Consider the following 22,233-nt stretch of genomic DNA (forward strand, 5'->3'; position numbering starts at 1 on the left):
CCTCTTCAGGAGGGCGGGGGCTTCGCCGTGTGCGGCTCCCGGACGGGTCGTGCGGCAGCCCGCGCGCCGCGGGGTCAGTCGGCCTCGACGGTGTTGCGCAGGCCCGGGACCTTGAGCGTGCCGCCGAACTGGCCGGCCTGCTTCACCGTGGCGTCGGAGAAGAAGGCGAAGGGCACGTTCAGCGGCGGCGGGGTCTCGGGGCTGAAGGTGACCGGGATGAGGCCGAAGAGGTTGCCCTTCAGCTGCTCCGTGTACATGGTCACCGTGCCGCCGCGCATGGTCGAGGTCGAGCCCTTGTCGGAGCGGACGTGTCCGGTCCGGCCGTCGGAGTGGACGGTCAGCTGGTGCAGGTCCTTGATGTCGATCTCGTCCGCGGTGAACTTCAGGACCTTCTTGATCTTCCCGCTCGCGGTCTTCACCTCGACGATGCCCTTGTAGTCCAGGCCGCGCAGGGTGAGCATCGTGGTCCGCAGGGTCCACGCCTCGTCCGGCAGGAGCGGCATGCCGGTCTCCAGCTCGGCCGCGGCGAGCGCCTCGGGGTCCGGTTCGGGGCACGGGAAGCGCGGCTTGGCGCCCTCGGGGATCTCCTCGTCCTTCTTGGCGTCGAGGCCCTTGGCGGAGTCCGGCAGCTCCTCGGTCGTGGCACCGGCCCTGTCCGCGGCGTCCTTGATGGCCGCCTTGGTGCGCTCGGCGGCCTTGTCGACCGGGGCGGTGGTCCTGGTGGCCGTCGGCGCGGGGGCGGCGGGCGTGCCGGTCCGGGTGGCGCTCGGGGTGGGCGCCGGGGCCGCGGTCGTCCGGTCCGGTCCGTCGAGGAGGTCCTTGAGCGCGTCGCCGACGCCCAGCGGGTCGAGCGGGTTGACGGACTTGGTGGCCGTCGGGGTCGGCGAGGGGGTCGCGCCGGGCGCCTGGGGGGCCTGGGTGCGGGCCGCGGTGCCGGCCGTCGGGGCCGGCCCGGTCGGCTTGGGCTCGGCGGTGGCCGAGGTCGTGGGGGCCGGCTCGTCGGTGGCGGTCGCGCTCGCCGTCGGCTTCGGGGTCTTTGTCTCCGCGGGCTTCTTCGTCTCCTCGGCCGTCGGCTCGTCCGAGCGGGTCACGCACGGGCCGGGGGCGAAGGGGATGTCCTTCTCGTCGGCGAGGGCGAGCCGGGGCGCCAGACCCATGCCCATGATCACCGCGGTGGGCATGGCCGCGAGGGCCATCGCCTTGCCGGCCGGGACCTGGAGCTTGTTCAGGAGGGACTTGCGGGGGGCCGCGTGGCGCCCTCTCGCCGTCCCGGCCGACTGTGTTTCGTCACCCCGCACTGTTCCTCCCGCCGTTGACGTGGATCGTCGTCTCGGCCACCGGCGCCTCGGAACCCTGCTGCGGGATCACCGTCGGCGCCGTGCCGTCGTGCATGTGCGCGTGCTCGGCCGGGGCGGCCTCGAAGCCGGCCTCCGCCTGCCCGGTGCTCTCCCCGGGGGCCGCCTCGGCGTCCGGTTCGGACGCGGTGTCCTCCGCGGCCGGTTCGGCCGGTGCCCACGAGGCGGACATGCCGCCGCCGACGAGGGCGAAGAGGAAGCCGACGACCAGGCCGCCGAAGTTCGACACGGGGATGGAGATGAGCCCGAGCACGATCGCCGCGACGCCCGCGAAGACCCGGACGACGGGCTGGAACCACATCGTCAGTCCGAGCGTGATGAGCAGGACACCGATGATCAGCGCACCGGCGCCGGCCGTCGTCGCCATGGCGAGCGTGACGTTGCCGAGCCGCATGTCCCCGTACGGGAGGTAGGCGATCGGAATGCCACCGAGGATGGTGAACAGGCCCGCCCAGAAGGGCCGGGTCTGCCGCCAGACACGGAACCGGTTCTCCTTGGGGACTCCGCTGGAAGCAGTGGACTCGGCGCTCATGGAAACAGCTCCCTGAAAGCGGTGTTGCTGAGAAGAAAGATGAAGAAGGGGGCGCTCGGCCGGAGCGGGTGGGGGCCGCGCACGACGGCCCCCACCCTTGGGGCGTCAGTCCTTGCGGGACCTCAGCCTCAGAAGCACTCGGCCGACTTGCCCCGGTGGAGGGACAGGCTGAGGTCGGGCAGCTTGAAGGTGCCGGCGGTGGTCGCCCACGCCTTCTGCTCGACGTTGGAGAGCTTCGCCACCTCGGCGCGCTGGCCGAAGCCGTACGGGTTCGCCTTGGTGTTGGGCTGGATGCCGGGCTTGCCCGGCGCCTTGGCCAGGTTGCCGGCGGCGACGCCGATGTCGATGTTGGTGAACTCGGCGTCGGTCTTCAGCTGGGAGACATCCAGGTAGATGTTCTTCGCGTAGACCTTGTCCTTGCCGGTGCCGGCCGTCAGCTGGAGCGTCACGTCACCGACGAACGGGACGTTCGGCGTCACGACGGACTGGCACATGTTGGTGATCCAGGCCTCGGAGAAGCCGGACACCGCGACCGGGGCGGCGAAGTCCTTGCCCTCCAGGTCCTTGCCGACGTTGACGCTGCCGTACTGGACGAAGTCGTTACCGACGAGGCTGTCGGTCTTCACCTTGAATTCCTGGCCGGAGATGCTGAAGGACGCGGCGAGCGCGCCCTGGGCCAGGCCGACACCGATCGCGGCCGTCGCGGCCACGCTCGGCACCATGACGACGGCGAACCGCTTCCATCTGGTCCCGCCACGTACCTGGGACTTCATGAGAATCCTCCTTCTCGGACGTACATCTCCGGATGGGCCCAGGGCCCGTCCTGGGATGGGAGAAGTGCTACGTCCTCGGGAAGGAGAGCGCCGAAGGCTCAGGCGGCACGATGCGCGTCCGAATCACCGGCGATCACCCCCGAGCGACAACCACTGGCCACGCCGTTGCGCAACCGGATTGGACAGGCCCTGCCCCGAGGAGCAGGAACCCCCCTGTCCACGACCGGCGGCGGTGCCGCCGGCCCGCTCGGTGGGGACCCGCCGCCGCACAGTCGGCGGGCTGCCGGGCTGGTGCGGTGTCGGACCGAGCGTCGCCGATCGTGGTCCATTCCCGGCGCCCGCACAAGGGGGTTCGTTACTCGCTAGTAACGGCCTGATAACCCCGGCACGACGGGCTGCCGCCGGTTGACGACGCAGGGTGCCGCACGCTGATGCGACAAAGGGTGATGAGGTCGGAGAAATCCGGACGGAAATCCAGGTTCGATTTACTGCAAGTAACAGCGGCCGCGATTACCAAGTTTTGGTAAAGCGCGGCCGCCGAATGTCACCGTGTCGCCATATCGTCCCCGTACGGGCGGGGCGAACCGGTCAGTACAGGGCCCTCGCCAGGGCCTGGCGGGCGGTCGTCACCCGCGGGTCCTCGGGACCGATGACCTCGAACAGCTCCAGGAGCCGCAGCCGCGCCGCGTCCCGGTCCTCGCCCGCCGTACGGCGCACCGTGTCGACCAGCCGCCCGAAGGCGTCCTGCACATGACCGCCCACCAGGTCCAGGTCGGCGGCGGCGATCTGCGCGGCGACGTCGGACGGGTCGTCGGCGGCCTTCTTGCGCACCTCGGCGGGGTCCGCCGACTGCACCCGCTGGAGCAGCTCGGCCTGGGCGAGCCCGAGCTTGGCCTCGGGGTGAGCCGGGTCGTCCGCGAGGACGTTCTTGTACGCCTGGACGGCACCGGCCAGGTCGCCCGCGTCGAGGGCGGACATGGCCGCCTCCAGGAGCGCGTCGTAGGGACCGGCCGGCACGGGAGCCGCGGCGTGCGGATCGGCACCGGCGTCCACCTGGATGCCGGTGAGGCCGAAGCGCTCCTCGGCGACCTGGACCAGCTGGTCGAGGGTCTGGCGGATCTGCGCCTCGGGGGCCGCGCCCTGGAAGAGCGGCAGCGCCTGACCGGCGACCACCGCGAAAACGGCCGGAATTCCCTGGATGCCGAACTGCTGCATCAGCATCTGGTTGGCGTCGACGTCGACCTTGGCGAGCAGGAAGCGGCCGTTGTACTCGACGGCGAGCCGCTCCAGAAGGGGGCCGAGCTGCTTGCAGGGCTCACACCACTCGGCCCAGAAGTCGATGACGACCGGGACCTCGGCGGAACGCTGGAGCACGTCGCGCTCGAAGCCCGCCTCGTCGACGTCGATCACCAGGGCGGAGGGGGCCACGGCCGCCGTCCCGCCCTGCCGGGCCGCCTGGGCGCGCGCCTGCTCCGCCTTCGCCTTGGCCTCGCCGGCCGCCTTCACCGCGGCGAGGTCGACGACGCCGCTCATGGACATGTTTCGGGGCTGCATGGCTACATCCTCCCCCTTCCGCGCGCGTAACCGGTAAGCGATGGCCGAACCGTGCCGCCCGCGGGCGGGACGACACGGTCTGCTGTTCGTACGCGCCGAGTCCCCACCCGGCGCCAGTGGTTGTCGCGAGGGCCCGTCACAGGCTTTCGCTACGAGCCGTAGCGTAATCCTCCTGCCCCGATCTTGGCGAGGCCCCCGCCGTGAACTGCCTCACACGACCGGCCTCTGGCGCAATACCTACCGGCGGGTATGGTCGACCTCCATGTGTAGCCGCACCCGCTCCCGCACTCGACCCGGACGCCCCCGTTCCGCCGAGGCCGACACGGCCATCCTGGAGGCGACCCGGGCGGCCCTGGTGGAGCTGGGCTGGTCGAGGCTGACCATGGGCGACGTGGCGACCCGGGCGGGGGTGGCCAAGACCACCCTGTACCGGCGCTGGAACAACAAGAACGAACTCGTCGTCGACGCCGTCGCCGTCCTCTTCGACGAACTCCGGCTGCCCGACCTCGGTTCCCTCCAGGCCGACATCGAGGACGTCGTGCTCCAGTTCGCGGCCCTCCTGGAACGCCCCGAGACCAAGACCGCCCTGATGGCGGTGGTCGCCGAGTCCACCCGCGACGAGCCGCTGCGCGAGCGCATCCGCACCTCGATCGTGGACCGCCAGAAGCGGCTGGTCCTGGAAGGCCGCCAGCGCGCCCAGGAACGCGGCGAGCTCCCCGAGGAGCGCGATCCGGCGACCGTCGAGGCCGTCGACGACCTGATCTTCGACGTGGTCGCGGGCGCGGTGGTGCACCGTGCGCTGGTCAGCGCCGAGCCGGTGGACCAGGCGTGGGTGCAGCGGCTCACGGCCCTGATGCTGGGCGGCCTCACGGCGGCGGCGGAGCTGTAGGCACGAAGGCGCCCCCGCACGGCCGGGAGGTCGTGGCGGGGGCGCCGGAGCGTGAGCCGTACGGCGGGAGGCCGGGTCCCCGGGGGGAGGTCCGGGACGGGCCCTCGGTCGCAGGCGGTCCTAGAAGCCGGGGGGCTCGGTGTACACGCCCCACTCGTCGCGCAGCACGCCGCAGATCTCGCCGAGCGTGGCCTCCGCCCGTACGGCGTCCAGCATGGGGCCGATCATGTTGGAGCCGTCCCGGGCAGCCGCCAGCATGGCGTCCAGGCAGCTCTTGACCTTCGCCTCGTCGCGGCGGCCCTTGCGCTCGCCGAGCACCCGGACCTGCTCCCGCTCGACCTCGTGGCTGACCCGCAGGATCTCCAGGTCGCCGGTGACCGAGCCGTGGTGCACGTTGACGCCGACGACCCGCTTGTCGCCCTTCTCCAGGGCCTGCTGGTAGCGGAAGGCGGACTCGGCGATCTCGCCGGTGAACCAGCCGTCCTCGATGCCGCGCAGGATGCCGGAGGTGATCGGACCGATCGGGTGCTGCCCGTCCGGGTGGGCGCGCAGTCCGCGCTCCTTGATCTGGTCGAAGATCTTCTCGGCGTCGGCCTCGATCCGGTCGGTGAGCTGCTCGACGTACCAGGAGCCGCCCAGCGGGTCGGCCACGTTGGCGACGCCGGTCTCCTCCATGAGCACCTGCTGGGTGCGCAGGGCGATCTCGGCGGCCTGCTCGCTGGGGAGCGCGAGGGTCTCGTCGAGGGCGTTGGTGTGCAGCGAGTTGGTGCCGCCGAGGACGGCCGCGAGGGCCTCGACCGCGGTCCGTACGACGTTGTTGTACGGCTGCTGGGCGGTGAGCGAGACACCGGCGGTCTGGGTGTGGAAGCGGAGCCACTGCGCCTTGTCGGTCCGGGCGCCGTAGACCTCCTTCATCCAGCGGGCCCAGATCCGGCGGGCCGCGCGGAACTTCGCGATCTCCTCGAAGAAGTCGACGTGGGCGTCGAAGAAGAAGGACAGGCCGGGCGCGAAGACGTCCACGTCGAGGCCGCGGGACAGGCCGAGCTCCACGTAGCCGAAGCCGTCGGCGAGGGTGTACGCGAGCTCCTGCGCGGCCGTCGCGCCGGCCTCGCGGATGTGGTACCCGGAGACCGAGAGCGGCTTGTACGCGGGGATCTTCGCCGCGCAGTGCTCCATCAGGTCACCGATGAGGCGCAGGTGCGGCTCGGGCTGGAAGAGCCACTCCTTCTGCGCGATGTACTCCTTGAAGATGTCGGTCTGCAGCGTGCCGTTGAGCACGGACGGGTCGACGCCCTGGCGCTCGGCGGCGACCAGGTACATGCAGAAGACCGGGACGGCCGGGCCGGAGATCGTCATCGACGTGGTGACGTCGCCGAGCGGGATGTCCTTGAAGAGGACCTCCATGTCGGCGGCGGAGTCGATGGCGACGCCGCAGTGGCCGACCTCGCCGAGCGAGCGGGGGTCGTCGGAGTCGCGGCCCATCAGGGTGGGCATGTCGAAGGCGACCGAGAGCCCGCCGCCGCCGGCGGCGAGGATCATCTTGTAGCGCTCGTTGGTCTGCTCGGCGTTGCCGAAGCCGGCGAACTGCCGGATGGTCCAGGTCCGGCCGCGGTAGCCGGTGGGGTGCAGACCGCGGGTGAAGGGGTACTCACCGGGCCAGCCGATCCGCTCGAACCCCTCGTACGTGTCCCCGGGCCGGGGCCCGTAGACCGGGTCGACCGGGTCCCCGGAGAGCGTGGTGAAGTCGGCGTCGCGCTTGCGGGCCTTGTCGTAACGGGCCTGCCAGCGACGGCGGCCTTCCTCGATGGCGTCAGCGTCCATACCTTCGAATTTACTAGGACGTCCTAGTAAATGTCGATGGCAAACCTCCGCACGCTCGTGCGGAGGTTCGGACCGGGCCCGCGTCAGGCCTTGGCGGGAGCCGGCTGCGCGCCGCTGACCAGCGGAAGCGTCTCGCGGGTGACCTTGCGCTCGACGAAGAAGGCGACGAAGGGGATCGTTCCGCTCAGCAGGATCCACAGGAGCTTGCCGAACGGCCACTTCGCCTTGGAGCCCAGGTCGAAGGCGAAGACGAGGTAGATGATGTAGAGGACGCCGTGGGTCTGGGAGACCGCGAAGGTCAGGTCCTCGCCCGTGTCGAAGCCGTACTTGGCGACCATGCACGCGCACAGGATGAGGAGCATGACGGCGGTCACGTACGCCATGACGCGGTAGCGGGTCAGCACGCTGGATTTCATGCCGTCGAGCGTAACGGTCCGTTCCGGGCGATCTTCCGCCGGGGCCCTGCCCGCTTCCGGGCCGCTCAGCGCTCCTCGAAGTCGCCCGCCGCGACCCGCAGCGGCCGCAGCATCGCGAAGATCTCCGCGCACTCCTCGGCGTCGTACGCCCCCAGCCCGAAGTCCATCGCCATCAGGTCCCGGGTCGCGGCCTCGACGACCTCGCGCCCCTTCTCGGTGATCGACGCCAGCGTGCCGCGGCCGTCGTTGGGGTTGGGCCGCTTGGCGACCAGGCCGGACCGCACCAGCCGGTCCACCGTGTTGGTCACCGAGGTCGGGTGGACCATCAGGCGCTCGCCGATCTTGGACATGGGCAGCTCGCCGGCCTTGGAGAAGGTCAGCAGCACCAGTGCCTCGTAACGGGCGAAGGTCAGCCCGTACGGCTTTACCACGGCGTCCACCTCGCCCAGGAGGATCTGGTGCGCGCGCATGATCGAGGTGATCGCGGCCATCGAGGGAACCGGCCCCCAGCGCTTCTGCCAGAGTTCGTCGGCGCGGGCGATGGGATCGAACGAGAGACTGAGCGGCTTCGGCACGCGTCGACCTTACCCACTGGTCATATGACGGTCAGCCGCGTCTCGCCTTTCGGTCGCCCGCACTTCGCGGCGCGCGGGAACGACGACCGCTGCCGCGGCGGCGGACCCGGCACCGAGGTCGCGGCGGCCGCGGTACGACCGCCGCGACCTCGGTGCCGGGGATCACACGCGCGGTGTCGGAGCCGGGCGGCGACTGACCGCTATGCCAGGATGGCCCGGTCTGTCGCGTATCGTCCGCGCGACCTGCCCTGCCGTCCCGTAGCCGACCCTGGGGGCCGGATGTCCCGTCGTTCCCTTGCCACCCTCGCGCTCGCCACCGCGCTGCTGCTGCTCACGGGGTGCGCCGGACAGGACGCGCCCGTGTCCCCCGTCGGCCCGCCCGCCGGGCGCGGCGAGGCGGCGCCGCCGACCGGCGGTTCGCCGTTCTGGGTGGACCCGGACAGCGACGCGGCCCGGCAGGTGGAGGAGTACGAGAAGCAGGGCCGTGCGGAGGACGCGCGGATCATGAGGCGGATCGCGAACCGGCCGCTGGCGGAGTGGCCGGCCGGTGACGATCCCGTGCCGGACGTGACCCGGGTGGTGAAGGGCGCCGCGCCCGAGGGGCGGACGGTGGTCCTGGTCGCGTACAACATCCCGCACCGCGACTGCGGCATGTACTCGGCGGGCGGGGCGCGCGACGCCCAGGCGTACCGGGACTGGGTGGACGCCTTCGCCTCCGCCGTCGGCGACGCGCCCGCGATCGTGATCCTGGAGCCGGACGCGGTGCCGCACATCGTGGACGGGTGCACTCCGGCCGGGCACCACGCCGAACGCCTCGAACTGCTGGCCGGTGCGGTCGAGCGGTTCAAGCGGCAGCCGCGCACCCGGGTCTACCTGGACGCGGGCAACCCGGCCTGGATCGACGCCCCGGCCAAGCTGGTGGAACCGCTGCGCCGGGCGGGCATCGCGCGGGCCGACGGCTTCGCGCTCAACGTGGCCAACTTCCAGAAGAACGACGTCGTGCGCGGTTTCGGCGCGGGACTGTCCCGGCTGCTCGGCGGCACCCACTTCACGGTGGACACCAGCCGCAACGGCGCGGGTCCACTGCCCGGCGACCGGGCGGACGCCTGGTGCAATCCGCCGGGCCGGGCGCTCGGCGTCCCGCCGACCGACCGCACCGGGGACGAGCTGGTCGACGCGTACCTGTGGATCAAGCGGCCGGGCGAGTCGGACGGCACCTGCCGGGGCGGCCCGGCGGCCGGCACCTGGTGGCCCGACTACGCGCTGGGCCTGGCCCGCCGGGCGAACGGCTAGGAGTTCGGGGAAGCACGTCCACTGAGGCTGTTTTCCACCTGGATCCACTTCGCCTCGGACGGGACCCCGTCCCGGTCGGTCACGAACAGCATGTACCAGCCGGGCGGCACCAGGGTCGGGTCGTCGGGGGCCTGGACGGTGACGGTCCGGCCGTCCGCTCCCTTCGTCAGGGCGAGCTCGACGGAGCGCTGTTCGACGTCGGTGGTGTGGGTGACGGCGCTCGGCCGCATCAGCCGGGCCTTGACGATCCGGGCGGCGTCCTCGGTCCGGAAGGTGGCGCGGCCGTTCTGGTCGAGCTCCGCCGGGCCCTCGTCGAGGACCGGCCGGTCGGCGCCGCCCCGGTGCAGGGCGGGCGGGGTGAAGACCTCGATGCGCTGCTCGAAGGTGCCGAGCTTGGTGTTGTCGGCGTCGTCGAAGAGCGGGTCGGAGCCGAAGGTCGCGACCCGGCCGTCGGGCAGCAGCAGCGCCGCGGAGTGGTAGTTGCGGCCGACGGTGGGGTCGGCGGCGCGGGCGAAGGCGTTGGCCTTCGGGTCGTAGAACTGGGCCCGGAGGATGTCGCTGCCGCCGCGGCCGCGGTAGTCGCGGGAGCCGCCGCTGGTGAAGACGGTGTCGTCGGGCAGCAGCACGCTGTTGAGGTAGCGGGTTCCCTGGGGCAGCGCGGGTCCGTCGCTGAAGACGGGGCTGTCCTTGGACAGGTCGATGATCGAGGTGCGGGCGGTGGAGGCGGGGGACTCGCCGACCCCGCCGCCGCCGAGGACCATCACCTTCTGGTTCTGGACCGGCGGCAGCATGAGCGAGGCGGAGGTCTCCAGCTGGTCGGGGTCGGTGAGGCCGCGGAGCTTGGTGAAGGTGTTCTTCTTCAGGTCCCACAGGCCCGGTTCGCGGCCCTTGTCGGCGGGTCCGTAGCCGGCGTTGGAGCCGGTGTAGAGGAGCTTGCCGCCCTTGGTGAGGAAGAGCGCGGGGTAGGTGGGGAAGTAGCGGAAGGGTCCCTTGGACCACTTCCTGGTGGCGGGGTCGTAGATCTCGTTGTCGCCGGGGACGACGTCGCCGACGTCGTTGAGTCCGGAGACGGCGAGCACCTTGCCGTCCTGCAGGGTGACGAGGGTGGGGTACCAGCGGGCGTCCTTCATGGGCGAGACGGGGATGTAGCGCTCGGCCTTCGGGTCGAACTCGTAGGCGGCCCTGATGCCCTGGAAGTCCTGCTTCTCGGTGGTGAGCTTCTGCGCGAGGCCGTAGACGTTGTCGGCGTCGTCGCCCTTGAGGCCGAGGATCTCGTACTGCGCGGCCTCCGTGGTGAGGGCCTGGGGGCCCTCCTTCCGCGCCTCGACGAAGACCCGGGCCTCGGCGGCGGTGATCTTGGTCTTCCAGGGCTTCATCTGGCCGCTCTTGAAGTACGAGATCTCGAACTCGCGCTTGGCCCTGGGGACGGTGACGTCGGTCGTGGAGACGTACTCGACGCCGGAGGGGGAACGGAAGACGGTGCCCTTCTTGAGGGTGACGGCCTTGTCGGGGCTCTCGTTCTTGACCCGCATGCCGCCGCCGGCCCGCTTCACCTCGCCGTCGAGGACCTCGTAGCGGGCGGTGCCGCCGGCGACGAGCAGCCGGCCGTCGGCGAGCTGGGTGTGGCCGGAGCAGAAGAAGTCCTCGGGGGTGGGGACGGTCTTGAAGGTGTTCTTCACCGGGTCCCAGAGGATGGTGTCGAAGGTGCCGGCGTCGAACTTCTTCTGGTCGTTGCCCGAGCCGGCGATGAGCAGCACCTTGCCGGTGTGCAGCAGGGCCGCGTGGATGGCGTTGATGCGGTAGCGCTCGGGTACGTCGACGACGGCCCAGGAGCCGTACCTCTTCTTGTACCCGGGCTGGGCGATCTTGTACGCGTGGTACTTCTCGGTGGCGAAGGAGACGGCGGCGGGGGCGTTGAGGGCCGCGAGGACGAGGACGGCGCCGCTGCCGAGCAGGGTCTTCTTGAACTGCTGGGACGGCCGGTAGGCCATGGCTCAGTTCCCTCCGGTCGTCGTGGGCGCGGCGGCGGGGCCGGCCGTGGGCGCGGTGGCGGACTTCGCGGGGGTGGTGACGAGGGTGACGCCCTGGGCGGCGTCGGCCCGGCCGCGGGCCCTGGCCCGGGCCCTGACCTGGGCGCGCAGTCGGTCGCGCAGGCGCAGGCGGCGCTGGTCGCGCAGGGTGGTGAAGGTCCAGACGGCGAGCGGGGCGAGGGCGATGGCGAGGGCGAGGACCGCCCAGGTGCGCATGGCGGCGTGGGTGTGGCCGAAGTGCGCGGAGGCGAGGAGCGAGGCGAGGAGGACCGCGGCCCAGCAGAGGTGGATGCGGAAGGTGAGGACGCGGTCGGGGCTGGCCTGGCCGCCCTTGGGGGTGACGACGAAGCGGCCCCGGGTGCGCAGGAGCGCCGAGCCGAGGGACTTGAGGTAGATCGGCGCGGAGAGCGCGGACATGGCCATGCCGGCGAGGCCGCCGGAGCCCTCGGGTTCGTGGGGCGAGACGTTGTGGCGCCGGTTCCACAGGTAGAGGCCGACCTGGAGGGCGACGGCGTCACTGTAGATCATCAGCCAGACCGAGGAGGACACCTGGGTGCCGGAGGCGCCGAGCCACAGGAAGAGGACGCAGGAGAGGATGCCGAGGAACCAGTTGACGGCCGTCATCGGGTAGTAGACGAGCATCAGCGTGTAGTTGAGGAGACGGCCCGGCGGCATGCGCAAGGGCGCCTTCCAGTACTGCTTGAGCAGCGTCTCGTAGGTGCCGCGGGACCAGCGCAGCTGCTGGGTGAAGAAGTCGGTCCAGGAGGCCGGCCCCTCCCCCACGGCGAGCACGTCGGGGGTGTAGACGGAGCGCCAGTGGCGGCCGGTCCGCGGGTTTTGGCTGCGGTGCAGTTCGAAGCCGGTGGCCATGTCCTCGGTGACGGAGTCGTACAGGCCGCCGACCTGCTTGAGGGCGGCGACCCGCACGATGTTGTTGGTGCCCACGAACATGGGGGCGCGGTAGCGGTTGCCGGCCCGCTGGATGAGCGCGTGGAAGAGGAACTGCTGGGACTCGGCGGCCTTGGTGACGGCGGAGGCGTAGTTGCCGTAGACCTGGGGGCCGACGACGAAGGCGACGTCGGGGTCGCGGAAGTAGCCGAGCATCCGCTCCAGGAAGTTCGGCAGCGGCACGTGGTCGGTGTCGACGGAGGCGAAGAAGTCGTAGGCGTCGCCGTGCATGGCGAGCCAGGCGTTGTAGTTGCCGTGCTTGCTGCGGGCCTTGTGGACGCCTTTGGCGCGGTTCCATTCGGGGACGCCGGCGCGGGTGAAGTGGCGGACGCCGAGTTCCGCGCAGAGGGCCTTGGCGGCGGCGTTGTCGCCCTCGTCGAGCAGCCAGACGTCGAGGGGGCCGTCGTGGCGCAGCCGTACGGCGCCTTCGAGGGTGGCCCGGACCATGGTGAGCGGTTCCTTGCCGGGCACGTAGGTGGTGAGGAAGGCGACCCGGGTCCCGGGCTCGGGGCGGACGGGTACGGGGTCGCGGGCGACGAGGGTGGCGTGGGCGATCGACGTGACGTTGACCAGCATGAAGAAGCAGATGAGCCCGATCGACACGAGCATGACGGTGTCGAAGTGGACCAGCCACCGCGCGCCGCCCTCGCGGACGGTCCAGTGGCTCGGCCAGACGAGGTAGACCAGGAGCGTCGCCGAGAGGACGGGCGCGAGGCCCATGAGGAGGATCGCGCGTATTCGGTGCGGCTCCTTCGAGAGCAGGCTGCGGTAGCGCACCGTGTAGGGGCCCGCCCCCGGGTCCGGTTCCGTGAGGGGACCGGCGAGTCGGCTGTAGGTGTCGTAGTCGTAGCCTCCCGGCCGCACGGTGCCTCCAGCTGTCGTCGAACAGGTCGATAGCCCCACGAAAGGGGACATTCAACGACGTGTCGACCGGACGCGTCCGAGTGAGGGGTTTTACGAGGAACCACTCTTCCGGCGCAGCGCGTAGCGCACGGCCTTCTGGGTGACCGGCCCGAGCTCGTCGAGCGCGGCCATCAGCCCGCCCAGGTGTTCGAGCGCGTCGAGGGCGGCGCCCGCGCCCGCCGGGTCGACCCCCTCGTACAGCTCCATCCCGACGAAGGAGGCGGCGAGGGCGCGCGCGAGCCCGGCCGGGTCGACGATGCCGTCGAGCGGACCGCCGGCCAGCACCCGCCGCAGCACCCGTTCGATCTCCTCGATCCACAGGTCGAGCCCGGCGGCCGTGGCCGGGGCGAGCCGCGGATGGGTCTGCGCGCCGGCGAGCAGCTGCCCGAGGACGGCGACGTGACCGGCCGCGCGCTCCTCCTCGTGCATCTCACGGCCGAACGCGAGGAGTTCGGAGAGGCTGCCGACGGCCCTCAGCCGCTCGCGGTGCCGGGCCACCCGCCGCTCGGCACCGTGCCGGCAGGCGGCCGACAGCAGGTCGTCGACCGAGCCGAAGTGGTAGAAGATCAGCGCCTGGTTGACGCCCGCGGCGGCGGCCACGGCCCGCGCCGAGGTCTTGGCGATGCCCTGCTCGACGAGGGTGCGCAGCGCGCCCTCCATGAGCCTGGTCCGGGTGTCCTCGGCGCTCACGCCCGCACCTCCTCGCGGACGGGACGCAGCCCCCGCCGCACGCCGCGTTCGCGGACGGGGGCGTACGCGGCGGTGAAGGAGCCCTCGTAGCCGAACAGCGGCCCCACGTACCGGTTGACGACCCGCACCCGGATGCGGAAGCGGCCGGTGCGCTCGTCGAAGGACTCCCGCACCTCCGCGTCCCCGCCGATCAGTTCGGGCACCCGCAGGTCCACGGGGCCCTCGCGGAAACGGTGTTCGCCGGAGCGGACGAGCAACGAGCCGTCCGGCTCGGCGGTCATCCGCAGCTCGCTGGCGAGGTGCTGGTGGGTGCCGAGGTAGTCGAGCACACAGCCGCGCGCGGGGCTGAGGACCATGGTGGCGTCGAAGCGGCGCGGCCCGCCGGGCAGCGCGAAGGTCCGCACGAAGGTGACGGTCTCCCGCCCGTAGGAGTCGAGGTAGGGGGTGTTCTCGATGACGAAGGGCACGTCGCGGCCGGTGCGCGGCAACAGGATGTTGCGCGTCGCGCCGAGCGCGAGGAACGGCTTCAGGAGGGGCCGGGTGAGCCCCTTGCCGTGCCATATCCGGTCCATGACGCCGCGTCCGACGCACAGCTCGCCGCTCGCGAGCCCGACCGAGAAGCGCCGCCGCAGCTCGGGGTGCAGCCGCTCGAAGGCGGCGTCGCCCATGGCGGCACGGAAGATCGAGGTCATGGCCTCTCCAGGGTGGCGAGGAGCCGCGGCGCACGGCTCCGGTCGGGCGGGGTGCGCAGACAGCGGCGGGCCGCGGGCGTCCGCGGCGACGGCGGTACGAGGAGGGCGGCGGCGCAGCCGGCGGCCAGCGTCAGCGGGTGGCCGGCGCAGAGGGCCACCAGGAGGGCGCGGGCGGCGAGTTCGAGCAGCCAGTGGGTGCGGGCCCGCTCCGGGGTGAGGCCGTGCTCGCACCACAGCCGCAGCCGGTCGAAGGACCAGGCGGTCGCCCACCCCATCAGGGGGCGGAAGAACAGCCGGTCGGCGACCCGGCCGAAGCGCCCCCAGCGCGGCCGGTAGTCGTAGCCGGTGAGGAACCGGATCCCGGCCCCGCCCTCACCGTCTTCCGGGAGGTAGCGCCAGTAGCCGCTGCCCTCGGCGAGCGGCGACAGCGGATGCGGCGAGGCGAACCGCAGGGCGGACACCCGGTCGCCGCCGGCCCGGTGGCGCTCCCCCGCGGAGACACCGGTGCCGGCGACGGCCGGAAAGGGCGGCACGCGCACGGCGTACCGGAAGCGCCGGGGTCCGTCGTCGGCGCCCGGCTCGGCCGGCAGGTACGCGATCTCGGTGAACCGCAGGTCCCACCGCTGGTGCTCGGCCGGATCCTGGGTCCGCTCCCAGAGCGTGTCCAGGTCCGTGCGGACGCGCGTCTCGACGTAGAGCCCCATGAGCGTGCCCATCCCCCCTTTGAGCGACCGCTCAAAACGGTGCCCACGAGGACAGTAGCGGGGTTTGAGCACATGCTCAAGATCCGAACGGGGGTTCGTGTGCGCGTGCCAGACTCTGCGGCATGGCGAACGATCACCCCCGTCCCGGACTGAGCGTCGGCGACCGCGACGCGGCACTGGACGCGCGGCTCTCCCAGGGCCTCGACGAGATCAACTTCCCCGCGACGGGCACCACGGCCGCCGATCAGGGCGCGCTGACGGTGAAGGTCGTCGACGAGGCGGGCGAGCTGGTCGGCGGTCTTTCCGCGTGGACGTGGGGCGGGCTGCTCGGCATCGAGATGCTCTGGGTGCGCGAGGACAGCCGGGGCGACGGACGGGGCGGCGAGCTGCTGCGGGCCGCGGAGGACGAGGCGCGCCGCCGGGGCTGCGACCGCGCCTGCGTGTCGTCGTTCACGTTCCAGGCGCCGGCGTTCTACCAGCGCCACGGCTACGTCGAGACGGGCAGGACGCTGGGCATCCCCGGCGGGGCCGAGGACGTCCACATGTACAAGAAGCTGGCCTGAGCGACCTGAGGGCCAGGGCTTGCAGGGCTTGCAGGGCTTCCAGGGCCTGGGCGGATGAACGTTCCTCCGGCCCGGTCGGGCCGGAGGAACAGGACGGGCCTCAGGCGCCCAGGTGCCGTTCCACCGTCTCGACCTTCGAGGTCAGGCCGTCGGTGACGCCGGGGCGGATGTCGGCCTTGAGGACGAGGGAGACCCGCGGCGCCCGCGCCTCCACGGCGGCGACCGCGCGCTTGACGACGTCCATGACCTCGTCCCAGTCGCCCTCGACGGACGTGAACATCGCGTCCGTACGGTTCGGCAGGCCCGACTCGCGCACGACCCGCACCGCGTCGGCGACGTACTCGCCGACCTCCTCGCCCACGCCCAGCGGGGTCACGGAGAAGGCGACGATCATGCGTTGACCACTCCCTCGCGGCGGGCGCGGGAGGCGATCACCGCGGCCTCGGCCTCGGCCTTCAGCTTGCGCTCCGCGAAGAAGCCGCCGAAGGGCAGGACGGACAGGACGAAGTAGAGGGCCGCCGTCTTGAAGGACCACTTGGTGCGGTTCCAGGCGTCCAGCCAGAAGAGCACGTAGAGGACGAAGAGGAGGCCGTGGATCGCGCCCATGACCGGCACCGCGTTGAAGTCCGTGGTCCGCTTCAGCACCGAGCAGACGAGCAGCAGCAGGAACGACACGGCTTCCGGCGCGGAGACGAGCCGGAGCCGGTGCAGGGAGGAGGCGGTCTTGATGTCCACGACAGGGGTCACCTTCGTTCGATCTTGTGAACGGATGCACAAGGGCCGTCCTATTGTGCACGGCGACTTTGCTGTCTCTTTATCCGGGGGGCAAGTACCGTCCCTTCGTGGCAACGTTCCGACTCCAGGGCAGCAAAGTGCTCGCCGTGACCATGACCGGCGACGCCGTCAAGGCGAAAAACGGCTCCATGGTCGCCTACGACGGCCAGATGGCCTTCAAGAAGATGTCCGGCGGCGGTGAGGGCCTGCGCGGCATGGTGGCGCGCCGGCTCACCGGGGAGCAGATGGAGGTGATGGAGGTCCGCGGGCAGGGCACCTGCTGGTTCGCCGACCGCGCCTCCGAGATCAACCTCGTCCAGCTGCACGGCGACAAGCTCTACGTCGAGGCGAGCAATCTGCTCTGCACCGACGCGGGCCTGCGCACCGGCACCACCTTCACGGGCCTGCGCGGCGGCGCGACCGGAAACGGTCTGTTCACGACGACCGTCGAGGGCACCGGCCAGGCCGCGATCATGTCCGACGGCCCGGCGGTGGTGCTCCGGGTGACCCCGCAGTACCCGCTCTCCGTCGACCCCGGCGCGTACATCGCCCACCAGGGCAACCTCCAGCAGCACTTCCAGTCCGGTGTGACCTTCCGCACGTTCCTGGGCGAGGGCGGCGGCGAGGCGTTCCAGATCCGCTTCGAAGGCGACGGACTCGTCTACGTCCAGCCGAGCGAGCGGAACACGATCGGAGGGGACGTCTGATGCCGTTCCGGGAGATCAACTCGAAGATGGTCGAGGCCACGGTCGTGCCGGGGCAGCGCATGTTCAGCCAGCGTGGCGCGATGCTCGCCTACCGCGGCGACGTCACTTTCACGCCGAACCTCACCGGCGGCCAGGGCGGCCTGATGTCGATGATCGGCCGCCGGGTGGCCGGCGAGGCGACCCCGCTGATGACGGTCGAGGGCAACGGCACCGTGATGTTCGGGCACGGCGGGCACCACATCCAGGTGATCCGGATGACCGGCGACACCCTCTACGTCGAGGCCGACCGCCTCCTCGCCTTCGACGGCACCCTGGAGCAGGGCACGATGTTCATGGGCTCGCAGGGCGGCGTGATGGGCATGGTGCGGGGCCAGGTGACCGGCCAGGGCCTGTTCACGACCACCCTCAGGGGCCACGGCGCCGTGGCCGTGATGGCCCACGGCGGCGTCATCGAGCTCCCGATCGCCCCCGGCCGGCCGGTCCACGTGGATCCCCAGGCGTACGTCGCCCACCACGGCGACGTGCGCAACAAGCTGTCCACGGCGCTCGGCTGGCGCGACATGGTGGGCCGCGGCTCGGGCGAGGCGTTCCAGCTGGAGCTGAGCGGCAGCGGTGCGGTGTACGTCCAGGCGTCGGAGGAGAAGCTGTGAACGCCCCCGTGATGCATGACCCGATGACGCTGCCGAGCGACGACAACGTCAATCCGTACACCTTCTGCGTGGAGCTCAAGGGCTCCCAGTGGTTCCTGCAGAAGGGCAAGATGATCGCCTACTACGGGCAGATCGAGTTCAACGGCATCGGTCACGGCCGGCTCGACCGGCTGGTGCGCACCTCCTTCCACTCGCCGCTGCACGCGAGCGACTGGGTGGTGGCGGAGGGCAGCGGCAAGATGCTGCTCGCCGACCGGGCCTTCGACGTGAACTCCTTCGACCTGGACGAGGGCAATCTGACGATCCGCTCCGGCAACCTGCTCGCCTACCAGCCGTCGCTGGCGCTGAAGCAGTCGATCGTGCCGGGCTTCGTGACGCTGATCGGCACGGGCAAGTTCGTCGCCGCGTCCAACGGTCCGGTGGTCTTCATGGAGCCCCCGCTGCGGGTGGACCCGCAGGCGCTGGTCGGCTGGGCCGACTGCCCTTCCCCCTGCCACCACTACGACCACGGCTATCTGACGGGCGTGATGGGCGGCGTACGCGCGCTGACGGGCATCGGGGGCACCTCGGGCGAGGAGCACCAGTTCGAGTTCGTGGGGGCGGGCACGGTGCTGCTCCAGTCGACGGAGCTGCTGATGCCGGAGCGGAGCATCGGGGAGCCCGGTGGCGGTCCGGGCGGTCACGGCGGGCCGGGAGGGCATGGTTCCGGCCAGGGCGGGGCGGGTTCGGTACCGCGTCTTCCCGGTCAGCTCGGGGACCTGCAGCGTCGCTTCGGCCTGTGAGCGGTAGTCTGCGGAGAGTGACGCGTCGAACACACTCCCAGAATTCGTCAAGTATTCAACTTCTTAGGTAGAATCCATATATGGAGACCGAGACGGCCACCCCCTGGCTCACCGATGCCGAGCAGTGCGCCTGGCGCACCTACCTGGACGTCAACAGGATGCTGATGTACCAGCTGGAGAAGGACCTCCAGCCCTTCGGCCTGACGATCAACGACTACGAGATCCTCGTGAACCTCTCGGAGTCGGCGGAGCGGCGTCTGCGGATGAGCGACCTGGCGTCGGCCACCCTCCAGTCCAAGAGCCGGCTCTCCCACCAGATCACCCGGATGGAGAACGCCGGCCTGGTCCGGCGGGAGAACTGCGAGTCGGACCGGCGCGGGCTGTACGCGGTGCTCACCGACGAGGGCATGGCGACCATGCACAAGGTCGCCCCGCACCACGTCGAGTCGGTCCGCAAGCACTTCATCGACCAGCTCAGCCCCGAGGCCCTCGGCGACCTCCACGAGTCGCTGAAGCCCATCTCCGAGCAGCTCCGAGGGCGCCGCGGCAAGCCGTGACCCGTACGACCTGACACATTCGACGCCGATACGAGAAGGGCCTTCCCGGTCGTCCGGGAAGGCCCTTGTCTCTTTCCTGCGGCTCGGTGCGCCTCCGGGCGCCCTCGGCGCGCGTCGCCGGCGCCCTTCGCTCACCCGCCGCGCCGCGAGCCGCTCAGCTGCCCGTCAGGCTCGCCACCAGCTCGTCGGACGCCGCGTACGGGTCCAGCTCGCCCGCCGTGATGCGCTCCGCGAGGGCGCCGAGGCGGCGGTCGCCGCGCAGGTCGCCGATCCGCTCGCGCAGGGCCGTGATCGTGATCGTCTCGACCTCGCGGGCCGCGCGGGAGCGGCGGCGCTCGGCGAGGACGCCGTGCTCCTCCATCCACGCGCGGTGCTTCTCCAGGGCCTCCACGACCTCGTCCACACCCTCGCCGCGGGCCGCGACCGTCTTCACGATCGGCGGCCGCCAGTCGCCCGGGGCGCGGGCCTCGCCGAGGCCCAGCATGTGGTTGAGCTCCCGGGCGGTGGCGTCGGCACCGTCCCGGTCGGCCTTGTTGACCACGTACACGTCGCCGATCTCCAGGATGCCCGCCTTCGCGGCCTGGATGCCGTCGCCCATGCCGGGCGCGAGCAGCACCACCGAGGTGTCGGCCTGGGAGGCGATCTCCACCTCGGACTGGCCGACGCCGACGGTCTCCACCAGGATCACCTCGCAGCCGGCCGCGTCCAGGACGCGGATGGCCTGCGGGGCCGCCCAGGCCAGGCCGCCGAGGTGGCCGCGGGTCGCCATGGAGCGGATGTAGACGCCCGGGTCGGAGGCGTGCTCCGACATCCGCACCCGGTCGCCGAGGAGCGCGCCGCCGCTGAACGGCGAGGACGGGTCGACGGCGAGCACGCCGACCCGCTTGCCCGCCCTGCGGTACGCGGAGACCAGCGCCGAGGTCGACGTGGACTTGCCCACGCCGGGCGAGCCGGTCAGGCCCACCACGTAGGCGCCGCCCGTGAGCGGGGCGAGCGCCGCCATCACCTCGCGCAGCTGCGGGGACGCCCCCTCCACCAGCGAGATCAAGCGGGCCACGGCACGCGGCCGGCCCTCCCGTGCCTGGGCGACCAGAGCGGGGACGTCCACCATCAGTCGAGCTCCTTGCGCTGTACGTGGGTGACTTACTTGCCCGGGACCTTGAGGATCAGCGCGTCGCCCTGGCCGCCGCCACCGCACAGGGCCGCCGCGCCCACGCCGCCGCCGCGGCGCTTGAGCTCCAGGGCAAGGTGCAGCACCACGCGGGCGCCGGACATGCCGATGGGGTGGCCGAGCGCGATGGCGCCACCGTTGACGTTCACCTTTTCGGGGGTGACGCCGAGGTCCTTCATTGACTGGTGGGCGACCGCGGCGAAGGCCTCGTTGATCTCGATCAGGTCGAGGTCCTCGACCTGGAGGCCCTCCTTCTTCAGGGCGTGGCGGATCGCGTTGGACGGCTGGGACTGCAGGGAGTTGTCCGGGCCGGCCACGTTGCCGTGGGCGCCGATCTCGGCGATCCACTCCAGGCCGAGCTCCTGGGCCTTGGCCTTGCTCATCACGACCACGGCGGCGGCGCCGTCGGAGATCTGCGAGGACGTGCCGGCGGTGATCGTGCCGTCCTTGGCGAAGGCCGGGCGGAGCTTGGCGAGGGACTCGGCGGTGGTCTCGGCGCGGATGCCCTCGTCCTGGGAGAAGACGACCGGCTCGCCCTTGCGCTGCGGGATCTCGACCGGGGTGATCTCGGCCTCGAAGATGCCGTTCTTCTGGGCGGCGGCGGCGCGCTGGTGCGAGAGGGCGGCGATCTCGTCCTGCACCTCGCGCGGGATGCCGAGGCGCGTGTTGTGCTTCTCGGTGGACTCGCCCATGGCGATGCCCTCGAAGGAGTCGGTGAGGCCGTCGTACGCCATCGCGTCGAGCATCTCGATGGCGCCGTACTTGTAGCCCTCGCGGGACTTCGGGAGCAGGTGCGGGGCGTTGGTCATGGACTCCTGGCCGCCGGCGACGATCACGTCGAATTCGCCCGCGCGGATCAGCTGGTCGGCGAGCGCGATGGCGTCGAGGCCGGAGAGGCAGACCTTGTTGACGGTGAGGGCGGGGACGTTCATCGGGATGCCGGCCTTGACGGCGGCCTGGCGGGCGGGGATCTGCCCGGCGCCCGCCTGGAGCACCTGGCCCATGATCACGTACTGCACCTGGTCGCCGCCGATGCCGGCGCGGTCCAGGGCGGCCTTGATGGCGAAGCCGCCGAGGTCGGCGCCGGAGAAGGACTTGAGCGAGCCCAGCAGGCGACCCATGGGCGTGCGGGCGCCCGCGACGATCACTGAGGTGGTACCGGTCGTTCCAGACATGAGGCACGGCCCCTTGGGATGAGGAGTGAACGAGGGTTTACCGCCAATGTACTGAGCGGTGCCTCACCGGGTCACCGGCCTGCCGGTGTGATCGCGCGCACGTTGCGTAACCATCCGGTCGGCGCTGCACTGGAGGCATGCTGACGCGAATCGACCACATCGGGATCGCCTGCCGGAACCTCGACGAGACCGTCGAGTTCTACCGGGCCACGTACGGCTTCGAGGTCTTCCACGAGGAGGTCAACGAGGAGCAGGGCGTCCGGGAGGCCATGCTCAAGATCAACGAGACCTCCGACGGCGGGGCCTCCTACCTCCAGCTCCTGGAGCCCACCCGCGAGGACTCGGCGGTGGGCAAGTGGCTGGCCAAGAACGGCGAGGGCGTGCACCACATCGCCTTCGGGACCGCCGACGTCGACGGCGACGCCGAGGCCATCCGCTCCAAGGGCGTCCGGGTGCTCTACGACGAGCCGCGGATCGGCTCCATGGGCTCCCGCATCACCTTCCTCCACCCCAAGGACTGCCACGGCGTCCTGACGGAACTGGTCACTTCGGCGAAGCCCTCGGCTGACCACTCCTCAGCGGAGCACTGACCTCCGGATTCCCGGCCCGGTAGAGTGGGCCACTCCGGGCCGGGGCCGGTCGGAGCCGTGTGCGCACGGCACCGAAGTCGGGATGTCGG

At 71.3% G+C, this 22,233-nt stretch carries 24 protein-coding genes; 8 read left to right on the plus strand and 16 right to left on the minus strand.

Annotated features, from left to right (window positions below; translation table 11 throughout):
• Positions 1 to 74: 74 nt before the first annotated feature.
• The 4 genes from ABD954_RS10160 to ABD954_RS10175 all read right to left on the minus strand — a co-directional run bounded on the left by ABD954_RS10160 (position 75) and on the right by ABD954_RS10175 (position 4,214).
• A complete protein-coding gene (locus ABD954_RS10160; protein ID WP_345485567.1) occupies positions 75 to 1,298 on the minus strand; it encodes a hypothetical protein in 1,224 nt (407 codons plus the stop codon).
• A complete protein-coding gene (locus ABD954_RS10165) occupies positions 1,288 to 1,887 on the minus strand; it encodes a DUF6114 domain-containing protein (RefSeq protein WP_345485568.1) in 600 nt (199 codons plus the stop codon). Before ABD954_RS10165 ends, ABD954_RS10160 begins: the two co-directional genes overlap by 11 nt.
• A 128-nt stretch (positions 1,888 to 2,015) precedes the next feature.
• Positions 2,016 to 2,660, minus strand: a complete 645-nt coding sequence (locus ABD954_RS10170; RefSeq protein WP_345485569.1) for a DUF6230 family protein — start codon at positions 2,658 to 2,660, stop codon at positions 2,016 to 2,018.
• Positions 2,661 to 3,248: 588 nt separating this feature from the next.
• Entirely contained in the window at positions 3,249 to 4,214 is a 966-nt protein-coding gene (locus ABD954_RS10175) for a tetratricopeptide repeat protein (RefSeq protein WP_345485570.1), read from the minus strand.
• A gap of 262 nt (positions 4,215 to 4,476) precedes the next feature.
• Here ABD954_RS10175 and ABD954_RS10180 point away from each other — a divergent pair, with 262 nt between their 5' ends.
• Entirely contained in the window at positions 4,477 to 5,103 is a 627-nt protein-coding gene (locus ABD954_RS10180; protein WP_345485571.1) for a TetR/AcrR family transcriptional regulator, read from the plus strand.
• Between the two features lie 120 nt (positions 5,104 to 5,223).
• Here the strand turns inward: ABD954_RS10180 and icmA are convergent, their stop codons facing one another.
• The 3 genes from icmA to ABD954_RS10195 form a co-directional block, all read right to left on the minus strand.
• Entirely contained in the window at positions 5,224 to 6,924 is a 1,701-nt protein-coding gene (icmA, locus tag ABD954_RS10185) for a coenzyme B12-dependent isobutyryl-CoA mutase large subunit (RefSeq protein ID WP_345485572.1), read from the minus strand.
• A gap of 83 nt (positions 6,925 to 7,007) precedes the next feature.
• Positions 7,008 to 7,340, minus strand: a complete 333-nt coding sequence (locus tag ABD954_RS10190; RefSeq protein WP_345485573.1) for a DUF3817 domain-containing protein — start codon at positions 7,338 to 7,340, stop codon at positions 7,008 to 7,010.
• Between the two features lie 65 nt (positions 7,341 to 7,405).
• Entirely contained in the window at positions 7,406 to 7,915 is a 510-nt protein-coding gene (locus ABD954_RS10195) for a MarR family winged helix-turn-helix transcriptional regulator (protein ID WP_345485574.1), read from the minus strand.
• Positions 7,916 to 8,194: 279 nt separating this feature from the next.
• On the opposite strand from ABD954_RS10195, the gene ABD954_RS10200 reads away from it, so the two are divergent.
• Positions 8,195 to 9,208 carry a glycoside hydrolase family 6 protein gene (locus ABD954_RS10200; protein ID WP_345485575.1) on the plus strand — a complete coding sequence of 338 codons (1,014 nt, stop codon included), beginning with the start codon at positions 8,195 to 8,197 and terminating at the stop codon, positions 9,206 to 9,208.
• On the opposite strand, the gene glxA is transcribed toward ABD954_RS10200, so the two are convergent.
• The 5 genes from glxA to ABD954_RS10225 form a co-directional block, all read right to left on the minus strand.
• Positions 9,205 to 11,199, minus strand: a complete 1,995-nt coding sequence (gene glxA, locus ABD954_RS10205; RefSeq protein ID WP_345485576.1) for a radical copper oxidase GlxA — start codon at positions 11,197 to 11,199, stop codon at positions 9,205 to 9,207. The genes ABD954_RS10200 and glxA overlap by 4 nt on opposite strands.
• A 3-nt stretch (positions 11,200 to 11,202) precedes the next feature.
• The gene (locus ABD954_RS10210; RefSeq protein ID WP_345485577.1) at positions 11,203 to 13,050 is read right to left on the minus strand and encodes a glycosyltransferase family 2 protein; all 1,848 of its coding nucleotides are present in this window, start codon (positions 13,048 to 13,050) and stop codon (positions 11,203 to 11,205) included.
• A 90-nt stretch (positions 13,051 to 13,140) separates the two neighbouring features.
• Positions 13,141 to 13,749: a TetR/AcrR family transcriptional regulator gene (locus ABD954_RS10215; RefSeq protein WP_345492067.1), complete on the minus strand. Its 609-nt coding sequence runs from the start codon at positions 13,747 to 13,749 to the stop codon at positions 13,141 to 13,143.
• Between the two features lie 26 nt (positions 13,750 to 13,775).
• Positions 13,776 to 14,471, minus strand: a complete 696-nt coding sequence (locus tag ABD954_RS10220) for a DUF4166 domain-containing protein (RefSeq protein WP_345485578.1) — start codon at positions 14,469 to 14,471, stop codon at positions 13,776 to 13,778.
• Complete coding sequence (locus tag ABD954_RS10225) at positions 14,468 to 15,175, minus strand: hypothetical protein (RefSeq protein WP_345492069.1); 708 nt, start codon at positions 15,173 to 15,175, stop codon at positions 14,468 to 14,470. Before ABD954_RS10225 ends, ABD954_RS10220 begins: the two co-directional genes overlap by 4 nt.
• A gap of 122 nt (positions 15,176 to 15,297) precedes the next feature.
• Between ABD954_RS10225 and ABD954_RS10230 the strand changes: the two genes are divergently transcribed.
• A complete protein-coding gene (locus ABD954_RS10230; RefSeq protein ID WP_345485579.1) occupies positions 15,298 to 15,738 on the plus strand; it encodes a GNAT family N-acetyltransferase in 441 nt (146 codons plus the stop codon).
• Between the two features lie 100 nt (positions 15,739 to 15,838).
• Here the strand turns inward: ABD954_RS10230 and ABD954_RS10235 are convergent, their stop codons facing one another.
• Complete coding sequence (locus tag ABD954_RS10235; protein WP_345485581.1) at positions 15,839 to 16,132, minus strand: MTH1187 family thiamine-binding protein; 294 nt, start codon at positions 16,130 to 16,132, stop codon at positions 15,839 to 15,841.
• Entirely contained in the window at positions 16,129 to 16,473 is a 345-nt protein-coding gene (locus ABD954_RS10240; protein WP_345485582.1) for a DUF3817 domain-containing protein, read from the minus strand. The genes ABD954_RS10235 and ABD954_RS10240 overlap by 4 nt, the downstream gene beginning before the upstream one ends.
• Positions 16,474 to 16,580: 107 nt before the next feature.
• On the opposite strand from ABD954_RS10240, the gene ABD954_RS10245 reads away from it, so the two are divergent.
• The 4 genes from ABD954_RS10245 to ABD954_RS10260 all read left to right on the plus strand — a co-directional run bounded on the left by ABD954_RS10245 (position 16,581) and on the right by ABD954_RS10260 (position 19,208).
• The gene (locus tag ABD954_RS10245; protein WP_345485583.1) at positions 16,581 to 17,219 is read left to right on the plus strand and encodes an AIM24 family protein; all 639 of its coding nucleotides are present in this window, start codon (positions 16,581 to 16,583) and stop codon (positions 17,217 to 17,219) included.
• Positions 17,219 to 17,869 carry an AIM24 family protein gene (locus ABD954_RS10250; protein ID WP_345485584.1) on the plus strand — a complete coding sequence of 217 codons (651 nt, stop codon included), beginning with the start codon at positions 17,219 to 17,221 and terminating at the stop codon, positions 17,867 to 17,869. The genes ABD954_RS10245 and ABD954_RS10250 overlap by 1 nt, the downstream gene beginning before the upstream one ends.
• An 11-nt stretch (positions 17,870 to 17,880) precedes the next feature.
• Positions 17,881 to 18,651, plus strand: a complete 771-nt coding sequence (locus ABD954_RS10255; RefSeq protein WP_382745901.1) for an AIM24 family protein — start codon at positions 17,881 to 17,883, stop codon at positions 18,649 to 18,651.
• An 80-nt stretch (positions 18,652 to 18,731) separates the two neighbouring features.
• The gene (locus tag ABD954_RS10260) at positions 18,732 to 19,208 is read left to right on the plus strand and encodes a MarR family winged helix-turn-helix transcriptional regulator (protein ID WP_345485586.1); all 477 of its coding nucleotides are present in this window, start codon (positions 18,732 to 18,734) and stop codon (positions 19,206 to 19,208) included.
• Positions 19,209 to 19,362: 154 nt separating this feature from the next.
• Here ABD954_RS10260 and meaB read toward each other — a convergent pair whose 3' ends face one another.
• Together meaB and ABD954_RS10270 are read right to left on the minus strand one after the other, a co-directional pair.
• Positions 19,363 to 20,319: a methylmalonyl Co-A mutase-associated GTPase MeaB gene (meaB, locus tag ABD954_RS10265; RefSeq protein ID WP_345485587.1), complete on the minus strand. Its 957-nt coding sequence runs from the start codon at positions 20,317 to 20,319 to the stop codon at positions 19,363 to 19,365.
• 32 nt (positions 20,320 to 20,351) lie between these two features.
• Positions 20,352 to 21,554 carry an acetyl-CoA C-acetyltransferase gene (locus ABD954_RS10270; RefSeq protein ID WP_345485588.1) on the minus strand — a complete coding sequence of 401 codons (1,203 nt, stop codon included), beginning with the start codon at positions 21,552 to 21,554 and terminating at the stop codon, positions 20,352 to 20,354.
• 137 nt (positions 21,555 to 21,691) lie between these two features.
• On the opposite strand from ABD954_RS10270, the gene mce reads away from it, so the two are divergent.
• Entirely contained in the window at positions 21,692 to 22,144 is a 453-nt protein-coding gene (gene mce, locus ABD954_RS10275; protein ID WP_345485589.1) for a methylmalonyl-CoA epimerase, read from the plus strand.
• Positions 22,145 to 22,233 lie beyond the last annotated feature (89 nt).

It is taken from the genome of Streptomyces roseoviridis (genome assembly GCF_039535235.1).
In the GTDB taxonomy this organism is placed as follows: Bacteria; Actinomycetota; Actinomycetes; order Streptomycetales; family Streptomycetaceae; genus Streptomyces; species Streptomyces roseoviridis.

Coding starts and splice junctions, on each gene's coding strand:
- ABD954_RS10270 (WP_345485588.1), bottom strand. CDS start 21,554: ATGTCTGGAACGACCGGTACCACCTCAGTGATCGTCGCGGGCGCCCGC.
- ABD954_RS10165 (WP_345485568.1), bottom strand. CDS start 1,887: ATGAGCGCCGAGTCCACTGCTTCCAGCGGAGTCCCCAAGGAGAACCGG.
- ABD954_RS10170 (WP_345485569.1), bottom strand. CDS start 2,660: ATGAAGTCCCAGGTACGTGGCGGGACCAGATGGAAGCGGTTCGCCGTC.
- glxA (WP_345485576.1), bottom strand. CDS start 11,199: ATGGCCTACCGGCCGTCCCAGCAGTTCAAGAAGACCCTGCTCGGCAGC.
- meaB (WP_345485587.1), bottom strand. CDS start 20,319: ATGGTGGACGTCCCCGCTCTGGTCGCCCAGGCACGGGAGGGCCGGCCG.
- ABD954_RS10220 (WP_345485578.1), bottom strand. CDS start 14,471: ATGACCTCGATCTTCCGTGCCGCCATGGGCGACGCCGCCTTCGAGCGG.
- ABD954_RS10190 (WP_345485573.1), bottom strand. CDS start 7,340: ATGAAATCCAGCGTGCTGACCCGCTACCGCGTCATGGCGTACGTGACC.
- ABD954_RS10175 (WP_345485570.1), bottom strand. CDS start 4,214: ATGCAGCCCCGAAACATGTCCATGAGCGGCGTCGTCGACCTCGCCGCG.
- ABD954_RS10180 (WP_345485571.1), top strand. CDS start 4,477: ATGTGTAGCCGCACCCGCTCCCGCACTCGACCCGGACGCCCCCGTTCC.
- ABD954_RS10230 (WP_345485579.1), top strand. CDS start 15,298: ATGGCGAACGATCACCCCCGTCCCGGACTGAGCGTCGGCGACCGCGAC.
- ABD954_RS10225 (WP_345492069.1), bottom strand. CDS start 15,175: ATGGGGCTCTACGTCGAGACGCGCGTCCGCACGGACCTGGACACGCTC.
- mce (WP_345485589.1), top strand. CDS start 21,692: ATGCTGACGCGAATCGACCACATCGGGATCGCCTGCCGGAACCTCGAC.
- ABD954_RS10250 (WP_345485584.1), top strand. CDS start 17,219: ATGCCGTTCCGGGAGATCAACTCGAAGATGGTCGAGGCCACGGTCGTG.
- ABD954_RS10255 (WP_382745901.1), top strand. CDS start 17,881: ATGCATGACCCGATGACGCTGCCGAGCGACGACAACGTCAATCCGTAC.
- ABD954_RS10235 (WP_345485581.1), bottom strand. CDS start 16,132: ATGATCGTCGCCTTCTCCGTGACCCCGCTGGGCGTGGGCGAGGAGGTC.
- icmA (WP_345485572.1), bottom strand. CDS start 6,924: ATGGACGCTGACGCCATCGAGGAAGGCCGCCGTCGCTGGCAGGCCCGT.
- ABD954_RS10215 (WP_345492067.1), bottom strand. CDS start 13,749: ATGGAGGGCGCGCTGCGCACCCTCGTCGAGCAGGGCATCGCCAAGACC.
- ABD954_RS10260 (WP_345485586.1), top strand. CDS start 18,732: ATGGAGACCGAGACGGCCACCCCCTGGCTCACCGATGCCGAGCAGTGC.
- ABD954_RS10200 (WP_345485575.1), top strand. CDS start 8,195: ATGTCCCGTCGTTCCCTTGCCACCCTCGCGCTCGCCACCGCGCTGCTG.